Source organism: Pseudomonas veronii, from assembly GCF_002028325.1.
Taxonomy (GTDB): Bacteria; Pseudomonadota; Gammaproteobacteria; order Pseudomonadales; family Pseudomonadaceae; genus Aquipseudomonas; species Aquipseudomonas veronii.
In genome coordinates this window covers 4,282,886-4,301,987 of sequence record NZ_CP018420.1, presented here as the reverse complement: position 1 = coordinate 4,301,987, position 19,102 = coordinate 4,282,886, and the positions used below count along the sequence as shown (strand labels likewise).

Annotated in this window: 22 protein-coding genes; 9 read left to right on the top strand and 13 right to left on the bottom strand. The window is 62.1% G+C overall.

Annotated elements, in window-relative coordinates:
* Positions 1 to 9 precede the first annotated feature (9 nt).
* The gene (locus PverR02_RS19465) at positions 10 to 717 is read right to left on the bottom strand and encodes an arginyltransferase (protein ID WP_017848045.1); all 708 of its coding nucleotides are present in this window, start codon (positions 715 to 717) and stop codon (positions 10 to 12) included.
* Positions 718 to 772: 55 nt separating this feature from the next.
* On the bottom strand, positions 773 to 1,453 hold the full coding sequence (gene aat, locus PverR02_RS19460) for a leucyl/phenylalanyl-tRNA--protein transferase (RefSeq protein WP_079444188.1): 681 nt from the start codon (positions 1,451 to 1,453) through the stop codon (positions 773 to 775).
* Between the two features lie 496 nt (positions 1,454 to 1,949).
* Here aat and ftsK point away from each other — a divergent pair, with 496 nt between their 5' ends.
* The 6 genes from ftsK to cysG are packed head-to-tail and all read left to right on the top strand — an operon-like array spanning position 1,950 to position 9,449.
* Entirely contained in the window at positions 1,950 to 4,355 is a 2,406-nt protein-coding gene (gene ftsK / locus PverR02_RS19455) for a DNA translocase FtsK (protein ID WP_017848043.1), read from the top strand.
* Between the two features lie 54 nt (positions 4,356 to 4,409).
* Positions 4,410 to 5,033 carry an outer membrane lipoprotein chaperone LolA gene (lolA, locus tag PverR02_RS19450; protein WP_017848042.1) on the top strand — a complete coding sequence of 208 codons (624 nt, stop codon included), beginning with the start codon at positions 4,410 to 4,412 and terminating at the stop codon, positions 5,031 to 5,033.
* Between the two features lie 27 nt (positions 5,034 to 5,060).
* On the top strand, positions 5,061 to 6,383 hold the full coding sequence (locus PverR02_RS19445) for a replication-associated recombination protein A (RefSeq protein WP_017848041.1): 1,323 nt from the start codon (positions 5,061 to 5,063) through the stop codon (positions 6,381 to 6,383).
* Positions 6,383 to 6,757, top strand: coding sequence for a fluoride efflux transporter CrcB (gene crcB / locus PverR02_RS19440; protein ID WP_017848040.1), 375 nt, complete (start codon positions 6,383 to 6,385; stop codon positions 6,755 to 6,757). Before PverR02_RS19445 ends, crcB begins: the two co-directional genes overlap by 1 nt.
* 16 nt (positions 6,758 to 6,773) lie before the next feature.
* Positions 6,774 to 8,054 (top strand): serine--tRNA ligase, encoded by a 1,281-nt coding sequence (gene serS / locus PverR02_RS19435; protein ID WP_017848039.1) that lies wholly within the window; start codon positions 6,774 to 6,776, stop codon positions 8,052 to 8,054.
* Positions 8,055 to 9,449, top strand: a complete 1,395-nt coding sequence (gene cysG, locus PverR02_RS19430; protein ID WP_079444187.1) for a siroheme synthase CysG — start codon at positions 8,055 to 8,057, stop codon at positions 9,447 to 9,449.
* Positions 9,450 to 9,555: 106 nt separating this feature from the next.
* Here cysG and PverR02_RS19425 read toward each other — a convergent pair whose 3' ends face one another.
* The 6 genes from PverR02_RS19425 to tusD form a co-directional block, all read right to left on the bottom strand.
* Complete coding sequence (locus PverR02_RS19425; protein WP_057004419.1) at positions 9,556 to 10,551, bottom strand: glutathione S-transferase family protein; 996 nt, start codon at positions 10,549 to 10,551, stop codon at positions 9,556 to 9,558.
* 88 nt (positions 10,552 to 10,639) lie between these two features.
* The gene (locus PverR02_RS19420; RefSeq protein WP_046382915.1) at positions 10,640 to 11,641 is read right to left on the bottom strand and encodes a glycosyl transferase family protein; all 1,002 of its coding nucleotides are present in this window, start codon (positions 11,639 to 11,641) and stop codon (positions 10,640 to 10,642) included.
* Positions 11,638 to 11,973, bottom strand: a complete 336-nt coding sequence (locus tag PverR02_RS19415; RefSeq protein ID WP_017848035.1) for a TusE/DsrC/DsvC family sulfur relay protein — start codon at positions 11,971 to 11,973, stop codon at positions 11,638 to 11,640. The genes PverR02_RS19420 and PverR02_RS19415 overlap by 4 nt, the downstream gene beginning before the upstream one ends.
* Positions 11,970 to 12,248, bottom strand: a complete 279-nt coding sequence (gene tusB / locus PverR02_RS19410; RefSeq protein ID WP_017848034.1) for a sulfurtransferase complex subunit TusB — start codon at positions 12,246 to 12,248, stop codon at positions 11,970 to 11,972. The genes PverR02_RS19415 and tusB overlap by 4 nt, the downstream gene beginning before the upstream one ends.
* Complete coding sequence (tusC, locus tag PverR02_RS19405; protein WP_079444186.1) at positions 12,248 to 12,598, bottom strand: sulfurtransferase complex subunit TusC; 351 nt, start codon at positions 12,596 to 12,598, stop codon at positions 12,248 to 12,250. Before tusC ends, tusB begins: the two co-directional genes overlap by 1 nt.
* A 1-nt stretch (position 12,599) precedes the next feature.
* Positions 12,600 to 12,992 (bottom strand): sulfurtransferase complex subunit TusD, encoded by a 393-nt coding sequence (gene tusD / locus PverR02_RS19400; protein ID WP_079444185.1) that lies wholly within the window; start codon positions 12,990 to 12,992, stop codon positions 12,600 to 12,602.
* A 158-nt stretch (positions 12,993 to 13,150) separates the two neighbouring features.
* On the opposite strand from tusD, the gene PverR02_RS19395 reads away from it, so the two are divergent.
* Positions 13,151 to 14,332 (top strand): CaiB/BaiF CoA transferase family protein, encoded by a 1,182-nt coding sequence (locus tag PverR02_RS19395; RefSeq protein WP_079444184.1) that lies wholly within the window; start codon positions 13,151 to 13,153, stop codon positions 14,330 to 14,332.
* 114 nt (positions 14,333 to 14,446) lie between these two features.
* On the opposite strand, the gene PverR02_RS19390 is transcribed toward PverR02_RS19395, so the two are convergent.
* Positions 14,447 to 14,941 carry a SprT family zinc-dependent metalloprotease gene (locus tag PverR02_RS19390; protein ID WP_079445028.1) on the bottom strand — a complete coding sequence of 165 codons (495 nt, stop codon included), beginning with the start codon at positions 14,939 to 14,941 and terminating at the stop codon, positions 14,447 to 14,449.
* 129 nt (positions 14,942 to 15,070) lie between these two features.
* The gene (locus PverR02_RS19385) at positions 15,071 to 15,673 is read right to left on the bottom strand and encodes a Yip1 family protein (protein WP_046382918.1); all 603 of its coding nucleotides are present in this window, start codon (positions 15,671 to 15,673) and stop codon (positions 15,071 to 15,073) included.
* A gap of 303 nt (positions 15,674 to 15,976) precedes the next feature.
* On the opposite strand from PverR02_RS19385, the gene ttcA reads away from it, so the two are divergent.
* Both ttcA and PverR02_RS19375 read left to right on the top strand, forming a co-directional pair.
* On the top strand, positions 15,977 to 16,801 hold the full coding sequence (gene ttcA / locus PverR02_RS19380; protein WP_017848028.1) for a tRNA 2-thiocytidine(32) synthetase TtcA: 825 nt from the start codon (positions 15,977 to 15,979) through the stop codon (positions 16,799 to 16,801).
* 67 nt (positions 16,802 to 16,868) lie between these two features.
* Complete coding sequence (locus PverR02_RS19375; protein WP_079444183.1) at positions 16,869 to 17,540, top strand: DNA-3-methyladenine glycosylase I; 672 nt, start codon at positions 16,869 to 16,871, stop codon at positions 17,538 to 17,540.
* A gap of 83 nt (positions 17,541 to 17,623) precedes the next feature.
* On the opposite strand, the gene PverR02_RS19370 is transcribed toward PverR02_RS19375, so the two are convergent.
* Genes PverR02_RS19370 through arsC form a run of 3 tightly spaced genes read right to left on the bottom strand, consistent with a single transcriptional unit; the run spans position 17,624 to position 18,991 of the window.
* Positions 17,624 to 18,043 (bottom strand): DUF2069 domain-containing protein, encoded by a 420-nt coding sequence (locus PverR02_RS19370; protein WP_017848026.1) that lies wholly within the window; start codon positions 18,041 to 18,043, stop codon positions 17,624 to 17,626.
* The gene (gene wrbA, locus PverR02_RS19365; protein WP_046485241.1) at positions 18,027 to 18,641 is read right to left on the bottom strand and encodes an NAD(P)H:quinone oxidoreductase; all 615 of its coding nucleotides are present in this window, start codon (positions 18,639 to 18,641) and stop codon (positions 18,027 to 18,029) included. The genes PverR02_RS19370 and wrbA overlap by 17 nt, the downstream gene beginning before the upstream one ends.
* The gene (arsC, locus tag PverR02_RS19360) at positions 18,638 to 18,991 is read right to left on the bottom strand and encodes an arsenate reductase (glutaredoxin) (RefSeq protein WP_046382919.1); all 354 of its coding nucleotides are present in this window, start codon (positions 18,989 to 18,991) and stop codon (positions 18,638 to 18,640) included. Before arsC ends, wrbA begins: the two co-directional genes overlap by 4 nt.
* Between the last annotated feature and the right edge of the window lie 111 nt (positions 18,992 to 19,102).

Genomic DNA, 19,102 nt, shown 5'->3' with positions numbered 1-19,102 from the left:
CAAGAGGTTCTAGTTAAGCGTGACCCATCTTTGATTAATCAGCAGTTCAATCGGCCGATATTGGGTCTTGTAGTTCATCTTTTTGCAGTTTTTGATCCAGTATCCAAGGTACACCGCCTCCAGTTCCAGGCGCCGGGCTTCGCTGATTTGCCAGAGGATCGCGAAGCGTCCCAGGCTGCGCCGCTCTTCGTCGGGTTCATAGAAGGTGTACACCGCCGACAGGCCGTTGGGCAGCAAATCGGTCACGGCGACGGCCAGCAGGCGCCCGTCGAGTCGGAATTCGTAGAAGCGTGAGAAAGGCAGTTCACGCACCAGGAAGGTGGAAAACTGGTCGCGACTGGGTGGGAACATGTCGCCGTCGGCGTGGCGTTGTTCGATGTAGCGCTGGTAAAGATCGAAGTATTCTTCGCTGAACCTGGGGTTGGCCGCCGTGACCGTCAGGTCGGCGTTGCGCTTGAGGATGCGCTTCTGGTTGCGGTCCGGCACAAACTGCGCCACGGGAATGCGTGCCGGCACGCAGGCATTGCAGTTTTGGCAGTGCGGTCGGTACAGGTGATCGCCGCTGCGCCGAAAGCCCATTTCCGAAAGGTCGGCATACACATGCACGTCCATCGGCTGGCTGGGGTCGAGGAACAGCGTAGTGGCCTGTTCGTCGGGCAGATAGCTGCAAGAGTGGGCTTGAGTGGCATAAAACTTCAAGCGCGCCAGCTCGGTCATGATCAACCCTCGGATAAGCTTTGAAATAAGTGTAAGCCAGGTGCGAGGAAGTCGCCTAGGAAACCCACGGTCCAGCGTTGGGTTGGTCCAGATAGTCGCGCAGGAAGCCGGCGAACTCGCTGCGCGGTATGGCGCGGGCGCCCAGGCTGTGCAGGTGATCGTTGGGCATCTGGCAGTCGATCAGCACAAAACCCCATGCCAGCAGCTGCCGGGTCAGCGTGGCAAAGCCGAACTTCGAGGCGTTATCGGCGCGGCTGAACATGGATTCGCCAAAAAACAGCCGGCCCATCGCCAGCCCATACAGGCCGCCCACCAGTTCACCATTGTCCCAGACCTCGACCGAGTGCGCGTAACCCCGCGCGTGCAGCTCCTGGTAGGCGCTCTGGATGCCTTCGGTGATCCAGGTGCCATCTGCATAGGCGCGAGGCGCGGCGCAGGCCTGGATGACCGCAGCGAAGTCCTGGTCGAAGGTCACGCGATAGCGCTGCTGGCGCAATAATTTGCCCAGGCTGCGGGATACGTGCAGTTCGTCGGGGAAAATCACCGTGCGAGGGTCCGGCGACCACCAGAGAATCGGCTGGCCCTGCGAGAACCACGGAAAGCAGCCGTGGCGATAGGCCTGGATCAGTCGCTCGGCCGACAGGTCGCCACCGGCGGCGAGCAGGCCATTGGGTTCGCGCATGGCTTTGGCCAGCGGCGGGAAGGTCAGGGTGTCGCGTTGTAACCAGGTCAGCATGGCATCCAGGCTTACGGAAGGGGAGGGGAGTGGCAGGCGTCGGGCCTGCCCAGAGGGTTGATTATTGTCGACCCGGCGTCAGGGGGCCAGCCCGAATCGGGCATTGCTGTGGATTAGCGTGAGCGGGTGTTTCTGCAACTCTCTCGCAGAGACGTGGTCGTATTCGGGACTGCCCCATGCAGGCCAATTGCCAAGCTTGCCTGGATTGCTAAAAACAGCGCATAAGCCTTTGTCAGCAAAGACAATGCATGCTCAAATTGAACAGTGTGTGACACTTGAATTGTCCAGGCTGCCGCGCAAGGGGCAAGGGCGTGGCATCGCGGACACAAACCCGTACAATGCGGGCATTCTGGCGTTATCGCCGTTTCACTCGTCAATCGCTCGGTGTTAAAGGTAGATTTAACGGCGTTCGTTTATTTTTCGGCTGCTCGGATTGGGCGGCAGTGTGCAGTCATTCAACAGATGGACGCGCTAAAGGCGCAGGAAAAGACCCGTTTTGAAGAAATCCACCGCGACACAAAAAACAGTCGTGCCGGCCTGGCGTCAGCACCTGCATTATCGGCTCAAGGAAGGTGCGCTGATCGCCATCGGCGCGCTGTGCCTGTTCCTGATGATGGCCTTGCTCACCTATGGCAAGGACGATCCGGGCTGGAGCCACAACAGCAAGATCGATGACGTGCAGAACTTCGGTGGCCCCGCCGGTTCCTACAGCGCCGATATCCTGTTCATGGTGCTGGGTTATTTCGCGTACATCTTCCCGTTGCTGCTGGCGATCAAGACCTGGCAGATCTTCCGCCAGCGTCATGAGCCGTGGCAGTGGAGCGGTTGGCTGTTTTCCTGGCGCCTGATCGGCCTGGTGTTCCTGGTGCTGTCCGGCGCGGCGCTGGCGCATATCCATTTCCATGCGCCGACCGGCCTGCCGGCGGGCGCTGGCGGCGCGCTGGGTGAGAGCCTCGGCGACCTGGCCCGCAAGACCCTGAATATCCAGGGCAGCACCCTGATGTTTATCGCGCTGTTCCTGTTCGGCCTCACCGTGTTCACCGACCTGTCGTGGTTCAAGGTGATGGACGTGACCGGCAAAATCACCCTCGACCTGCTGGAGCTGTTCCAGGGCGCCGCCAACCGCTGGTGGGCGGCCCGGGTGGAGCGCAAGCGCATGGTGGCCCAATTGCGCGAGGTGGACACCCGCGTCAACGAGGTCGTGGCCCCGAGCACGCCGGACCGGCGTGAACAGGCCAAGGTCAAGGAACGCCTGATCGAACGCGAACAAGCCCTGAGCAAGCACATGTCGGAGCGCGAGAAACAGGTGCCGCCGGTGATTGCCCCGGCACCGCCCAAGGCTCCCGAGCCGAGCCATCGCGTGCAGAAAGAAAAACAGGCGCCGTTGTTTGTCGACAGCGCGGTCGAAGGCACGCTGCCGCCGATCTCGATTCTCGACCCGGCCGAGAAGAAACAACTCAACTATTCCCCGGAGTCCCTGGCGGCCGTCGGCCATCTGCTGGAAATCAAACTCAAGGAATTCGGCGTCGAAGTCTCGGTGGACTCGATCCACCCCGGCCCGGTGATTACCCGTTACGAAATCCAGCCAGCGGCCGGGGTCAAGGTCAGCCGAATCTCCAACCTGGCCAAAGACCTCGCCCGCTCCCTGGCCGTGACCAGCGTGCGCGTGGTGGAAGTGATCCCTGGCAAAACCACCGTGGGCATCGAGATTCCCAACGAAGACCGCCAGATCGTGCGCTTCTCCGAGGTGCTGTCGACCCCGGAATACGACAACTTCAAATCGCCGGTCACCCTGGCCCTGGGCCATGACATCGGCGGCAAGCCGGTAATCACCGACCTGGCGAAAATGCCTCACCTGCTCGTGGCCGGTACCACCGGTTCGGGTAAGTCGGTGGGGGTCAACGCGATGATCCTGTCGATCCTGTTCAAGTCCGGCCCGGAAGACGCCAAGCTGATCATGATCGACCCGAAGATGCTCGAATTGTCGATCTACGAAGGCATTCCGCACTTGCTCTGCCCGGTGGTCACCGATATGAAGGACGCCGCCAACGCCCTGCGCTGGAGCGTTGCCGAGATGGAGCGGCGCTACAAGCTGATGGCGAAGATGGGCGTGCGCAACCTGTCGGGCTTCAATGCCAAGGTCAAGGAAGCCCAGGACGCCGGCACGCCGCTGACCGACCCGCTGTACAAACGCGAAAGCATCCACGACGAAGCGCCATTGCTGACCAAGTTGCCGACCATCGTCGTGGTGGTCGACGAATTTGCCGACATGATGATGATCGTCGGCAAGAAGGTTGAAGAGTTGATCGCACGTATCGCACAGAAGGCGCGTGCTGCCGGTATCCACTTGATCCTCGCGACCCAGCGGCCGTCGGTGGATGTGATCACCGGTCTGATCAAGGCCAACATCCCGACGCGCATGGCGTTCCAGGTGTCGAGCAAGATCGACTCGCGGACCATCATCGACCAGGGCGGCGCCGAACAATTGCTGGGCCACGGTGACATGCTCTACATGCCGCCGGGCACCAGCCTGCCGATTCGCGTGCATGGTGCGTTCGTTTCCGACGATGAAGTGCATCGCGTGGTGGAAGCCTGGAAACTGCGCGGTGCGCCGGAATACAACGACGACATCCTCGCCGGTGTTGAAGAAGCCGGCAGCGGCTTCGACGGCGGCAGCAGTGGTGGCGACGATGATGCCGAAACCGACGCGCTGTACGACGAAGCGGTGGCCTTCGTGTTGGAAAGCCGTCGCGCCTCGATCTCCGCCGTGCAGCGCAAGCTGAAAATCGGCTACAACCGCGCCGCCCGCATGATCGAAGCCATGGAAAATGCCGGCGTCGTCACCGCAATGAACACCAACGGCTCGCGCGAAGTCATCGCCCCCGGGCAGATGCGCGACTGATCACGCGCCGCGTGGCAGCACGCGGCGCGCCCTAACGACTCAATGAGGACTCCCATGCGTCTTATCCGCATGCTGTTGTTGCCGGCACTGGCCCTGACTGCTGTTTCGGCTCACGCTGATCCGGCCTCCGTCGCCAGCCTGACCAACCTGCTGGACAAATCCAAGACCCTGACCGCGCGCTTCTCCCAGCTGACCCTGGATGCCGGCGGCACCCAGTTGCAGGAAACCGCCGGTGAAATGGCCGTGCAGCGCCCTGGGCTGTTCTACTGGCACACGGAAGGGAAGGCCGAGCAGACCATCGTTTCCGATGGCCAGAAAGTCACGCTGTGGGACCCGGACCTGGAACAGGCGACCATCAAAAAGCTCGATCCGCGCTTGAACCAGACCCCGGCGCTGTTGCTGTCGGGCGATGTGTCGAAGATCAACGACAGCTTCGAGATCACCTCCAAGCAAACCAGCAATGTGATCGAATTCACCCTCAAGCCGAAATCCAAGGACACGCTGTTCGACAGCCTGCACCTTTCGTTCGGTAACGGCGTGATCAATAACATGCGCCTGATCGACAGCGTCGGCCAGCGCACCGATATCCTGTTCACCGGGGTCAAGGCCAACGTGCCGGTGCCCGCGTCCACGTTCAAGTTCGACATCCCCAAGGGTGCCGACGTGATCCAGGAATAACCTGCCTAGAGGTTTCAAACGCTGCCCATGGACCTGTTTCGAAGTGACCCGATCGCTCAACCCCTGGCCGCACGCTTGCGTTCGACCAACCTGGATGAGTACGTCGGTCAGGAACACCTGCTCGCTCGCGGCAAGCCTTTGCGCGAAGCCCTGGAGCAGGGTGCGCTGCACTCGATGATTTTCTGGGGGCCGCCGGGGGTGGGTAAAACCACGCTGGCGCGGCTGTTGGCGAAAGTCTCGGATGCCCACTTCGAAACGGTCTCGGCGGTGCTGGCTGGGGTCAAAGAGATCCGCCAGGCCGTGGAAGTGGCCAAGCAGCAGGCCGGGCAATACGGCAAGCGCACCATCTTGTTCGTCGACGAAGTGCATCGCTTCAACAAGTCGCAGCAGGACGCGTTCTTGCCGTATGTCGAAGACGGCACGCTGATTTTTATCGGTGCAACCACCGAGAACCCGTCCTTCGAATTGAACAACGCCTTGCTCTCGAGGGCGCGGGTGTATGTGCTCAAGAGCCTGGATGAAGCGGCGATGCAAAAGCTGCTGCAGCGCGCCTTGAGCGAAGACAAGGGCTTGGGCAAGCGCCAGTTGAGCCTCAGCGATGAAGGCTTCAAGATCCTGTTCAGCGCCGCCGACGGCGATGGGCGGCGCTTTCTGAACCTGCTGGAGAACGCCTCCGACCTGGCCGAGGACGGCAGCGAGATTGGCGTCGAACTCCTGCAAAGCCTGCTCGGCGACACGCGCCGGCGTTTCGATAAGGGTGGCGAAGCGTTCTACGATCAGATTTCGGCGCTGCACAAATCGGTGCGCGGCTCCAACCCCGACGGCGCGTTGTACTGGTTCGCGCGCATGATCGACGGTGGCTGCGACCCGCTCTACCTCGCGCGCCGCGTGGTGCGTATGGCCAGCGAAGACATCGGCAACGCCGACCCCCGCGCCTTGAGCCTGTGCCTTGCGGCGTGGGAAGTGCAGGAACGCCTGGGCAGCCCCGAAGGCGAGCTGGCGGTGGCCCAGGCCATTACCTACCTGGCCTGCGCGCCGAAAAGCAACGCGGTGTACATGGGCTTCAAATCGGCACTGCGCGCTGCGGCCGAACATGGCTCCCTCGAAGTGCCGCTGCACCTGCGCAATGCGCCGACCAAATTGATGAAACAACTGGGTTACGGCGATGAATACCGCTACGCCCACGATGAGCCGGACGCCTATGCCGCCGGCGAAGATTACTTCCCTGACGCGCTCGAGCCGCAGCCGTTCTACCAGCCGGTGCCCCGTGGCCTGGAGCTGAAGATCGGTGAAAAGCTCAATCACCTCGCTCAACTCGACCGTCTCAGCCCCAAACAGCGGAGAAAGTAGTGCTCAAGACGATTCTTGCCGTGTCCGTTGCCGGCATCGCTGGTACATTATTGCGTTTCGCCACTGGTAATTGGGTTAACGCCAACTGGCCGAGGCATTTTTATACGGCGACCCTGGCGGTCAACCTGGTGGGCTGCCTGATCATCGGGCTGTTGTACGGTTGGTTCCTGTTGCGCCCGGAAGTGCCGATTGAAATTCGTGCCGGCTTGATTGTCGGCTTTGTAGGCGGTCTGACGACCTTTTCATCCTTTTCACTGGATACGGTGCGCCTGCTGGAAAGCGGGCAGGCCCTGGTTGCCTTCGGGTACCTGGGCATCAGCGTGTTCGGCGGGCTGCTCGCCACCTGGGCCGGCCTGTCCTTGACCAAACTTTGATAAACGAGAGACCGACATGCTCGATTCCAAACTGTTACGTAGCAACCTTCAGGACGTAGCGGACCGCCTGGCATCCCGTGGCTTTGCCTTGGATGTTGCGCGCATCGAAGCGCTGGAAGAACAGCGCAAGACCGTCCAGACCCGCACCGAAGCACTGCAGGCTGAGCGTAATGCGCGTTCCAAGTCCATCGGGCAGGCCAAGCAGCGCGGTGAAGACATCGCGCCGTTGATGGCGGATGTCGAGCGCATGGGCACCGAGCTGTCCGACGGCAAACTCGAACTGGACAAGATCCAGGGCGAGCTGGATTCGATCCTGCTGGGCATTCCGAACCTGCCGCACGAGTCGGTGCCGGTCGGTGCGGACGAAGACGGCAACGTCGAAGTGCGCCGCTGGGGCACGCCAAAGGCCTTTGATTTCGCGATCAAGGACCACGTCGCCCTGGGCGAACTGAACGGCGGCCTGGATTTCGAAACCGCCGCCAAGCTGTCCGGTGCGCGCTTTGCCTTGCTGCGCGGCCCGATTGCCCGCCTGCATCGCGCCCTGGCGCAGTTCATGATCAACCTGCACACCGGCGAGCACGGCTACGAAGAGGCCTACACCCCGTATCTGGTTCAGGCGCCGGCCCTGCAGGGCACCGGCCAGTTGCCGAAGTTCGAGGAAGACCTGTTCAAGATCAGCCGCGATGGCGAAGCCGACCTGTACCTGATCCCGACCGCCGAAGTGTCGCTGACCAACATCGTCGCCGGCGAGATCCTCGACGCCAAGCACCTGCCGCTCAAGCTCGTCGCCCACACGCCGTGCTTCCGCAGTGAAGCCGGTGCATCGGGGCGCGATACCCGCGGCATGATCCGCCAGCACCAGTTCGACAAAGTCGAGATGGTGCAGGTTGTCGAGCCGTCGACCTCCATGGAAGCCCTCGAAGGCCTGACCGCCAACGCCGAACGCGTGCTGCAACTGTTGGAACTGCCGTACCGCGTGCTGGCGCTGTGTACCGGCGACATGGGTTTCAGCGCCGTGAAGACCTACGACCTCGAAGTGTGGGTGCCGAGCCAGGATAAATACCGCGAGATCTCGTCGTGCTCCAACTGCGGTGATTTCCAGGCCCGTCGCATGCAGGCGCGTTTCCGCAACCCGGAAACCGGCAAGCCGGAACTGGTGCATACCCTCAACGGTTCGGGCCTGGCCGTAGGCCGTACCCTGGTGGCCGTGCTCGAAAACTACCAGCAGGCCGACGGTTCGATCCGTGTGCCGGATGTGCTCAAGCCGTACATGGCGGGCATCGAGGTCATCGGCTAAATGGAATTTCTGCCGCTGTTTCATAACCTGCGCGGCAGTCGTGTGTTGGTCGTCGGTGGCGGGGAGATTGCCTTGCGCAAGTCCCGCCTGCTGGCCGACGCCGGCGCACTGCTGCGGGTGGTTGCTCCCCAGATCGAAGACCAGTTGCGTGAACTGGTGCTGGGCAGTGGCGGGGAACTGATCGTGCGCGGTTATCAGGAGACCGACCTTGACGGTTGCACCCTGATCATCGCCGCAACGGACGACGAACCACTGAACGCGCAAGTGTCCAGTGATGCCAAGCGCCGTTGCGTACCGGTCAACGTGGTGGATGCGCCAGCCCTGTGCAGCGTGATCTTCCCGGCGATTGTCGACCGTTCGCCCTTGGTGATCGCGGTGTCCAGCGGCGGCGATGCGCCGGTATTGGCGCGCTTGATCCGGGCCAAGCTGGAAACCTGGATTCCGTCCACGTATGGCCAGTTGGCCGGGCTGGCGGCGCGCTTTCGGGCCCAGGTCAAGCGTTTGTACCCGGACGTGCAGCAGCGCCGCGCGTTCTGGGAAGAAGTCTTCCAGGGCCCGATTGCCGACCGGCAACTGGCCGGGCAGGGCGATGAAGCCGAGCGTTTGCTGATCGAAAAGGTCAACGGCGCGCCGCCTTATGCCCCAGGCGAAGTCTACCTGGTGGGCGCCGGCCCCGGCGATCCGGACCTGTTGACCTTCCGCGCCTTGCGTTTGATGCAGCAAGCCGATGTGGTGCTCTACGACCGTCTGGTGGCCCCCGCGATTCTTGAGCTGTGCCGTCGTGATGCCGAGCGCGTCTACGTGGGCAAGCGTCGCGCCGATCACGCCGTGCCCCAGGACCAGATCAACCAGCAATTGGTCGACCTGGCCAAGCAAGGCAAGCGCGTGCTGCGCCTCAAGGGCGGCGATCCGTTCATCTTCGGCCGTGGCGGCGAAGAGATCGAAGAACTGGCGGCCCATGGCATTCCGTTCCAGGTGGTGCCGGGGATCACGGCGGCCAGCGGCTGCGCGGCGTATGCCGGGATTCCGCTGACCCACCGTGACTATGCGCAATCGGTACGCTTTATCACCGGGCACCTGAAGAACGGCACCTCGGACCTGCCTTGGAGTGATCTGGTGGGCCCGTCGCAGACCCTGGTGTTCTACATGGGCTTGATCGGTTTGCCGATCATCTGCGAACAGCTGATCAAGCATGGACGTTCGGCGGACACGCCAGCGGCGTTGATCCAGCAGGGCACCACGTCCAACCAGCGCGTGTTCACCGGCACCCTGGCCGACCTGCCGCGCCTGGTGGCGGAGCATGAAGTGCATGCGCCGACGCTGGTGATCGTGGGTGAAGTGGTGGTGCTGCGCGAGAAGCTCAAATGGTTTGAAGGCGCCCAGGCCCAGGTCTGAGCCTGAATGCATCGGAGGCAAGCCCCCTCCCACATTTTGGAATGCATTCCAATGTGGGAGGGGGCTTGCCCCCGATGAGGCCATTTGATCCAACCCATCCTCTGGATCAGCGCCAGACGCCCTTAGCGCTCAACCGCCCGCGATCATGCTCGGCATCAAACACCTGCAACGGCCCCTTGGGCACAATCCCCGTCGGATTGATGGTGCGGTGGCTGGCATAGTAGTGCCCCTTGATGTGCGCAAAGTCCACCGTCTCGGCCACTCCCGGCCATTGATAGATTTCCCGCAACCAATTCGACAGATTCGGATAATCGGCAATCCGCCGCAGGTTGCATTTGAAGTGGCTGTAATACACCGCATCAAATCGAATCAGCGTGGTAAACAGCCGTACATCCGCCTCGGTCAGGTACTCACCGGCCAGGTAGCGATGCTCGCCCAGGTGCTGTTCCAAGTGGTCCAGTTCGGCAAACACATCATCGAACGCACGCTCATAGGCCTGCTGCGAGGTGGCGAAGCCTGCGCGGTACACGCCGTTGTTCACGGCGGGGTAGATGCGTTCGTTCAGCGCATCGATGCGCGGGCGCAGAGCCTCGGGGTAGAAGTCCAGGGTGTTGCCGGTCAGCCCGTTGAACGCGCTGTTGAACATGCGGATGATCTCCGCTGATTCATTGCTGACGATGCGCTTGAGTTGTTTGTCCCACAGCACCGGCACCGTGACGCGCCCGGTGTAATCGGCCGTGTCGGCGGTGTAGCGCTGGTGCATGAACGCGAAGCCATCCAGCGAGTCGCCGCTGGAGCCGCGGGCCTTGTCGAAGGTCCAGCCGTTTTCCAGCATCAGCCAGCTGACCACGGACACGTCGATCAGACCTTCCAGCCCCTTGAGTTTGCGCAGGATCAGCGTGCGATGGGCCCACGGGCAGGCGAGCGACACATACAGGTGGTAACGACCGGCTTCGGCCTTGAAGCCACCTTCGCCGCTGGGGCCGGGCTGGCCGTCAGCGGTCACCCAGTGGCGGCGTTGTGCCTGTTCCCGCTGGAACGCGCCATCCGCGCTACTTTCGTACCACTGGTCGTGCCAGCGTCCTTCAATCAGCAAACCCATGACTGGCTCCTTGGCTAATAAGCGTTGGAGTCCAGTCTAAAGGGATGAGTTCGAACTAAAAGCGCAAAGATTGCGGGGGAATGATCGATTAAATCGATTTATCCCGCGCGTCCCAGTATTGCTGGGCCAATTCGAACGCTTGCTCCCGCGGATGACCGAGGCCGCGCAAGGCCAGGGCCATGGTGGCGATCAAGGCGAGTTGCGGGTAGCTGTCCTCGACCTCGCCGCGCCACAGCGCTTTCAACTGTTCGGGCTCCAGGCTGGCCGGTTTGACATGGCGTTGGGCGGCGAGGGCGGGCCATTCTTCGTCCCAGCTTTCGCCACCGGTGCTGCCGTAGAGGTGGCTGATCGTGTCGGGGTTGATCTCGATTTCGCCGCCATCGCCCTTGACCACAATCACCGTGTCGCCGAGCAGGCCGCTGGCATCGCGGTGTACGCCCTGGTAGCCGGGATGGAAGATGCTTTGCAGGCCGCAGCGTGCATTCAGCGGGTTGAGCAGGCGTGCCAGGGAGTGGATCGGCGAGCGCAGGCCCAGGGTGTTGCGCAGGTCGATCATGCGTTGCAGTTGTGGGGCCCAGTCGCCCAGCGGGATAAATGCCAGGTTGCCGTGCTCGAAGGCCGTCTCGACCTGCTGCCAATTGCGGCACAGCGGGATCTGTAGACCTTCCAGCAATTGCTCGGTGTACAGCCGGCCGGCCGTGTGGGCGCCGCCGCCATGCATGAGGATGCGTACACCGTTCTGCGCCAGGCACTTGGCGGCCAGCAGGAACCACGGCAGGTGGCGCTTTTTGCCGGCATAGGTCGGCCAGTCGATATCCACCTTCAGCGCCGGGGCGTGCAGGCGCTCGCGCACCGCTTCGGTGAAACCGGCGAGTTCTTCCGGGCTTTCCTCTTTGTGGCGCAGCAGCATGAGGAAGGCGCCGAGCTGGGTGTCTTCGACTTTTTCGTCAAGCAGCATGCCCATGGCTTCGCGGGCTTCTTCGCGGGTCAGGTTGCGCGCACCGCGCTTGCCTTTGCCCAGGATACGCACGAACGGCGCAAACGGGTGCTCGGCAGGGGTTTCGAGGGTCAGCGGAGCAAAGTCGGTCATAAGCAATTCGTCGGTCTGGGCAGGCCGGCCAGCTTGGCGGCGAGTTTGGCAGGAGTGCCGTTGAACAGTTTGTTGAGGTGCAGGCTGTTGCCCTTGTCCGCGCCCAGCTTCAAGGCGGTGTACTTGATCAGCGGGCGTGTGGCAGGGGACAGCTGGAACTCTTGATAAAACTGGCGCAGCAGCTCGAGGATTTCCCAATGCGCCGGGGTCAGCTCGAGGGCTTCTGCGGCGGCGAGGGCGTTGGCCACGTCGGCCGACCACTCGTTCAGGTCGACGAGGTAGCCGTCCTTGTCCAGTTCGAGGGTGCGCGCGCCCACGGTCAGGGTGTTCATAGCCAGGTGTTGACCTTGTCGTAGTCGATCGACAGTTGCACGAAACCTGGGTAATCCACGCAGTCGGCCCAGTCGGGCAGCGGCAGGTTGCGCGCCAGGCTGTCTTCGGCCAGCACAAAGACCTTCACGCCTTTGGTCAGCAGCGCCGGGTGACGCAGCCCGTAGGCGCCGTCGCCACAGAGCAGGATCGCATCGTCGCTGCCACAGACGCGCAGGCAGCTGTCGAGGCGGCTATCGGTAAACGGGGAGTGGGACACCACATGTAAAGTCGACATCAGAGGGTTATCACCTGGTCGTAACGGTCAATCAACTGGGAAATCTGTTCGTCGTTCAGCGCCTGTGCATTGACCGGGTGCGTCAGCCCGCGCGCGGCCAGGCTGTGGCCGCAGGCAAACACCTCGTCGATACCGAACAGCCCCAGTGCCTGCAGGTTGGCGCCGAGGTCTTTTTGCTGCACGGCCTTGGCGTCCTGGTGCGGCGCCAGTTGGAACACGCCGTCATCCAGGAACAACAGGCCGATGGGCAGATCGAACGCGCCGCCGGCCAATACGATATCCAGGGCTTCCCGCGCGCTCGGCCCGGACCACGGTGCCTGGCGGCTGATCACCAGCAAGGATTTGGACATGTCACGGCCCTCCAAAACAGATCAGGCGGTCGGCGGCCTGGGTCGCGTCGTGCAATTGCCCAAGGCCCGACAGCTCCCATGGCGCCTCCAGGTTCACCGCGCTGCGCTGGTAACGCGTGGCTTCTTCGCTGTCGAGCACGCCACGGCGGAGGGCGGCGGCGATGCACACCACGGCGTCCAACTGATGCGCGCTGACAAACTCACGCCATTGGCGAGCGATGTCTTGCTCATCCTGTGGCGCAACGATGGTGTTGGAGGCACTGTAGACGCCGTCCTGATAAAAAAACAGGCGCACAATCTCGTGCCCGCCGGCCAGCGCCGCCTGGGCGAACAGCAAGGCGCGACGCGAGGAGGGCGCATGGGCGGCGGAAAACAGTGCTATCGCAAATTTCATGGAACCCCCTGCAAGCAAACGTGGGCCAATGATAAGGCCGCCGCCGGGAAAAAGCCCGCCGTGATCAAAACGGTCACTGCCGATGATCGTTCTGACGATTGCCGTCGGCGCTGAAGGCTGACTACGCTGTCGCCAGTCGAATCGGAAACGGAGTCTCCATGTCAGGTCCCTTGGCGTCCCTCAAAGTACTGGATTTTTCCACCTTGCTTCCCGGCCCGTTTGCGTCGCTGATGCTGGCGGACATGGGCGCCGAGGTGCTGCGCATCGAATCGCCCACGCGCATGGACCTGCTGCGCGTGCTGCCGCCCCACGATCAGGGCACCTCGGCCAGCCATGCTTACCTCCATCGCAATAAGCGCAGCCTCGCCCTGGATCTGAAGCAGGCCGAGGCGCTGGAGATTGTGCGCGAGCTGGTCAAGGGCTACGACATCGTGCTCGAACAGTTTCGCCCCGGGGTGATGGAGCGCCTGGGCCTGGGGTATGCGGCGTTGAAGGCGATCAACCCGCGGCTGATTTACGTGTCGATCACCGGGTACGGTCAGACCGGCCCCTACAAGGACCGCGCTGGACACGATATCAACTACCTGGCGTTGGCCGGAGTGGCCAGCCATACCGGGCGGCGGGACAGCGGGCCGCTGCCGTTGGGCGTGCAATTGGCGGATGTCGCCGGTGGCTCGCTGCACGCGGTGGTGGGCCTGCTCGCGGCGGTGATTGCGCGGCAACAGAGCGGCGTTGGCCAATACCTGGATGTGAGCATGACCGACTGCTCGTTCAGCTTGAATGCCATGGCCGGCGCTGGCTACCTGGCCTGTGGCGTGGAGCCGGGGTGGGAGACCCATGTGCTCAATGGCGGCAGTTTCTACGATTATTACCGTTCCCGCGATGGGCGCTGGATGTCGGTCGGCAGTCTGGAACCGGCATTCATGCAGCAATTGTGCGCCGCGTTGGGGCGACCGGAACTGGCGGCACAAGGTTTGTCGCCCGAGCCTGAGCAGCAAAAGGCGCTCAAGCAGGCGCTGCAGGTTGAGTTTGAGAAGCGCAGCTTCGAGGAGTTGTGCGAGTTGTTTGCCGGGGTCGATGCGTGCGTCGAACCGGTGCTGAGCCTGAGCGAAGCCGTGGAGCATCCGCAGTTGAAGGCGCGGGAACTGGTCACCCAGGTGCCGCGGCCCGACGGCTCGACCCAGGCGCAGATGGCTTGCCCGCTGAAGTTCTCCGAAGGGTTGCCAGCCCCCCGGCATATCGGGGCGGCGGTGGGCGCGCACAGTGATGAAGTGCTGATGGAGTTGGGCTTGAGCTCACAGCGCATCAGCGCGTTGCGTAGGGCCAAGGTGGTTGTGTAGGGACTGTGAGGGCCTCATCGGGGGCAAGCCCCCTCCCACAATTAGCTCTGTGAACAGGGTCAAAATGCGGGAGGGGGCTTGCCCCCGATGAGGCCCTCACACACACCGCATATTTCACTCGACGCGAGTTTCCCCGGTAAACACCAACGTCTGCCGACAGCGCCTGCACAGATAACGCCGCCCCTGCCTCACCAACCCATGGCGCTGTGACGAAAACGGGAAGTCGCTGTCGGCACATGGGCAGCGGTAGATATAGCGGGTCACCTGGCGGCGCTTGACCTCATAGGTGTGGCAACGGTCTGGCGGCAGTTCATACACGCCGCGCATGATCAGTTGCCATTCCTCGCCATGGGGCTGGATGCGCTCGCCAAACAATTGGTGGGCGATCAGGTGCGCCACTTCATGGGCCACGGTCTGTTTCAGGAAGTGTTGGCTGTTTTCTCGGTACAACTGTGGGTTGAAGCGCAGCAGGTTTTCGTGCAAATGCGCGACACCGGCTTTCTGGCCCCGCAACTTGAGGCTGACCTGGGGGCGTTTGAAGCTTCGTTTGAAAAAGGATTCGGCTAGCAGGAAACAATCTTCGACGCGGGTATTGAGTTGCTCGGGCATGCTGTACATCTCTCCAGAGATGTCCAGTATGCCGCAAAGGCGGGTGTTTCCGAATCGGTCAGGCGCCGAATGGTCATGCATGACGCACAAAGCCACCTTGCGGTGGCCTTGCCTGCTGGGTGAAACCGCTTAGTTGGTATAGATCGGGCCAACGCCCAGGCCCCAGACGATCACGGTGAACGCCATGATTGCCACCAGCACGACCAGGCCCACGGCCAGCACCGAGCTGGAAAACAGGAAGCCTTCGTCCGGATCGATGCTCATGAACGTCGGCAACCCCACATACAGCAGGTACACCGTGTAACAGATCGCTGCCGTGCCGACGACCATCCCCAGCCACATGTGCGGGTAGAGCGCCGCCAGCCCGCCGATGAACAACGGTGTCGCGGTGTAGGTGGCAAAGGCGACACAACGCGCCATGCTGGGGCTGGCGTCGTAGGTGCGTGCCATCCAGTGAATGAAGGCGCCCATGACCGCTACGCCGCCGAGCATCGCCAGGTACGACATGACGGTCATCCACAAGGCGCTTTCCTGGGTCAGCATGACCGGGGAGCGACTGCCGATGACCCAGCCGACCTGGGTGGTGCCGATAAAGGCTGATACGGCGGGGATCGCCGCGAGAATCAAGGTGTGAGTGAGGTACATGTGGCTGACGCTTTCTTCTTTATCGCCACGAATTTCCCGCCATTCCTGGTCGGGATGGGTAAAAAGCCCCACGACGTGATGGATCATGCCAGTCACTCCTGTCGTTATTACCATCGCCCCCCATCGGAGCGCCCACGGGCCAGATGGCCTGAAAGGTCTGGATAGTTATGTGCGACCTCAAGTCGCAGTATAGGAAGTGATGACCGGAAAAACCGTAGGGCTTTAGAGCAAATTGCGCTGTAAACAGTGGGCTTAATCGCGGCGCGGTCTGTCGTTGGCAATGCACTCAAGTGGGGGAGGAGGTTTGCTCCCTCCCACATTGGAACTTGGTCAACCTTACCGGTAAAATACCGCGCTTTTCGTCACACACCTCTAGCGGATCCAAGCGCCATGGGCACTCTTACGGTCAACCAGAACAAACTGCAAAAACGCCTGCGTCGCCTGGCCGGTGAAGCGGTCGCCGATTTCAACATGATCGAGGACGGCGACAAGGTCATGGTCTGCCTCTCCGGCGGCAAAGACAGCTACACCATGCTCGACGTGCTGCTGCACCTGCAAAAGGTTGCGCCGATCAAGTTCGAGATCGTTGCCGTCAACATGGACCAGAAACAACCGGGCTTCCCCGAAGACGTGCTGCCGGCCTACCTCAAGACACTGGGCATCGAGTACCACATCGTCGAAAAAGACACCTATTCGGTGGTCAAGGAACTGATCCCGGAGGGCAAGACCACCTGCTCGCTGTGTTCGCGCCTGCGCCGTGGCACGCTCTACACGTTTGCCGATGAGATCGGTGCGACCAAGATGGCCCTGGGGCATCACCGCGACGATATCGTCGAGACATTCTTCCTCAACATGTTCTTCAACGGCTCCCTCAAGGCCATGCCGCCCAAGCTGCGCGCCGATGATGGACGCAACGTGGTGATTCGCCCGCTGGCGTATTGCAACGAGAAGGACATCCAGGCCTACTCCGACTTCAAGCAATTCCCGATCATCCCGTGCAACCTGTGCGGCTCCCAGGAAAACCTGCAGCGCCAGGTGGTCAAGGAGATGCTCCAGGACTGGGAACGCAAGACCCCAGGGCGTACCGAGAGTATCTTCCGCAGCTTGCAGAACGTGATCCCGTCGCAGTTGGCCGACCGTAACCTGTTCGACTTCACCAGCCTGCGTATCGACGAGAACGCCGCTTCGCGCTTCGTCAACGTGGTGAACCTCTGACGTTTCTCAACGCTCTGAACGACGGCGCTCACAGGCGCCGTTTTCATTTCAATCCCCAGGAGAGGGCATGCGCGATTACAAGTGGCTGCACGAATATTGTCTGAACCGCTTCGGTTCGGCGGCCGAACTGGAAGCCCGTCTGCCTGTGCCCAAGACGCCGGCGCAATTACGCCAGATCAGTGATGATCGCTACCTGTCGACCCTGGCGCTGCGGGTTTTCCGCGCCGGGCTCAAGCACAGCGTGGTGGATGCCAAATGGCCTGCATTCGAGCAGGTGTTCTTTGGCTTCGATCCGGAAAAAGTCGTGCTGATGGGCGCCGAGCACCTGGAGCGCTTGATGCAGGACACGCGCATCATCCGCCACCTGGGCAAGCTCAAGAGTGTGCCGCGCAACGCGCAGATGATCCTGGATATCGCCCAGGAGAAGGGTAGTTTCGGCGCGTTTATCGCCGACTGGCCGGTGACCGATATCGTCGGTTTATGGAAATACCTGAGCAAGCACGGCCACCAGTTGGGCGGGCTGTCGGCGCCGCGCTTCCTGCGCATGGTGGGCAAGGATACGTTCGTGCCGAGCGATGACGTGGTCGCGGCCCTGCACGCGCAGAAGATCGTCGACAAGGCCCCCACCAGCCTGCGCGACTTGGCGACGGTGCAGGGGGCGTTCAACCAGTGGCATGTCGAGAGCGGGCGGCCGATGTGTCAGTTGTCGATGATGCTGGCGTATACGGTCAATCATTGAGACCGAGGTGATGCCATCGCGGGCAAGCCCACTCCCACAGGAAACTGCATTTCAACTGTGGGCTTGTCCGCGATGATGGCGGGTCAGGCCGGCTGACCCTCGCCGGCCAAGCGCCGATCCAACTGGAACCGCCAGCGCACATACAGCAGCGCCGTACAGAACAGCGCCAGGCTCGCCAGCATTTCCAGCACGCCGAACCACTGGCGGTTCGGGTCATACGCCGCCAGTGCGCCCTTGATGAAATACAGGTTCACCACAAAGCACATCCATGAATGTCCGCGTGCGCTGCCGATCAGTATCCCCGGCGCCAGCACCAGCAGCGGCACCAGTTCGATCAGCAGGATCACCCACGGCCGTGCGCCGTGCAGGTCGGCGACGAACAGGTAATACACGCAGAGCAAGCCCACCAGGCCGAAAAACGCCAGCAGGCTCAGGGCGCGTGCGACTTTGACCCGCGGCTCCAGCCACGCTTGGGGTGGCAGGATCTTAGGTTTTTTGGCCACGGCCGTTCTCCAGCAACGCAGCGGTTTTCGCCAGGCGCAGGCCGAGGGCCTTGCACAGGGCGATTTCATGTTGATCCAGCAGGCGCTTGCCGTCGGGGCCAGCATGGTGGCTGGCGCCATAAGGCGTACCGCCACCCTGGGTGTCGAGCAGCGCTTGTTCGCTGTAGGGCAGGCCGGTGATCAGCATGCCGTGGTGCAGCAGCGGCAGCAGCATCGACATCAGCGTGGTCTCCTGGCCGCCGTGCAGGCTGGCGGTGGAGGTGAACACCCCGGCCGGTTTGCCGACCAGGGCGCCGGTCAGCCACAGGTTACTGGTGCCGTCGATAAAGTACTTCAACGGCGCCGCCATATTGCCGAAGCGGGTCGGGCTGCCCAGGGCCAGGCCTGAACAGTTCTTCAGATCATCCAGGCTGGCATACAGCGCGCCTTCGGCCGGAATGCTCGGCGCTACGGCTTCGCACTCGCTGGAGATCGCCGGTACGGTGCGCAGGCGCGCTTCCATCCCGCCTTGTTCGATGCCTCGGGCAATGTGCCGGGCCATTTCGCTGACCGAGCCGTTGCGGCTGTAATACAACACCAGCACATACGGCGCACTCACGGCAGGATCTCCAGCACGCTCTCCGGTGGGCGGCCGATGATGGCTTTGTCGGGGGTTTCGAGGATCGGACGTTCCATCAACTTGGGGTGCTCGGCGATGGCGGCGATCAACTGTGTTTCGCTGAGCGTCGCGTCTGCCAGGTTGAGGGTTTTGTATTCCTCTTCGCCGGTGCGCAGCAATTGGCGCGCGCTGATCCCCAGTTTTGCCAGCAGGGCCTTCAGTTGCGCGGCATTCAGCGGAGTTTCCAGGTAGCGCACCACCGTCGGCGCGAGGCCGCGTGCTTCCAGCAGTTCGAGCGCTCCGCGGGATTTCGAGCAGCGCGGGTTGTGATAAAGCGTCAGATCGGTCATGTGCGGGTCGCATCTTGCGTAAGGTGGCGGGTATTCTACCTGCGCTGCGCCCGGTCCTTAAACCGTAAGAGGCGATCCGTCGCAGCCAACGTTCATTTTTGCGAAGGATTA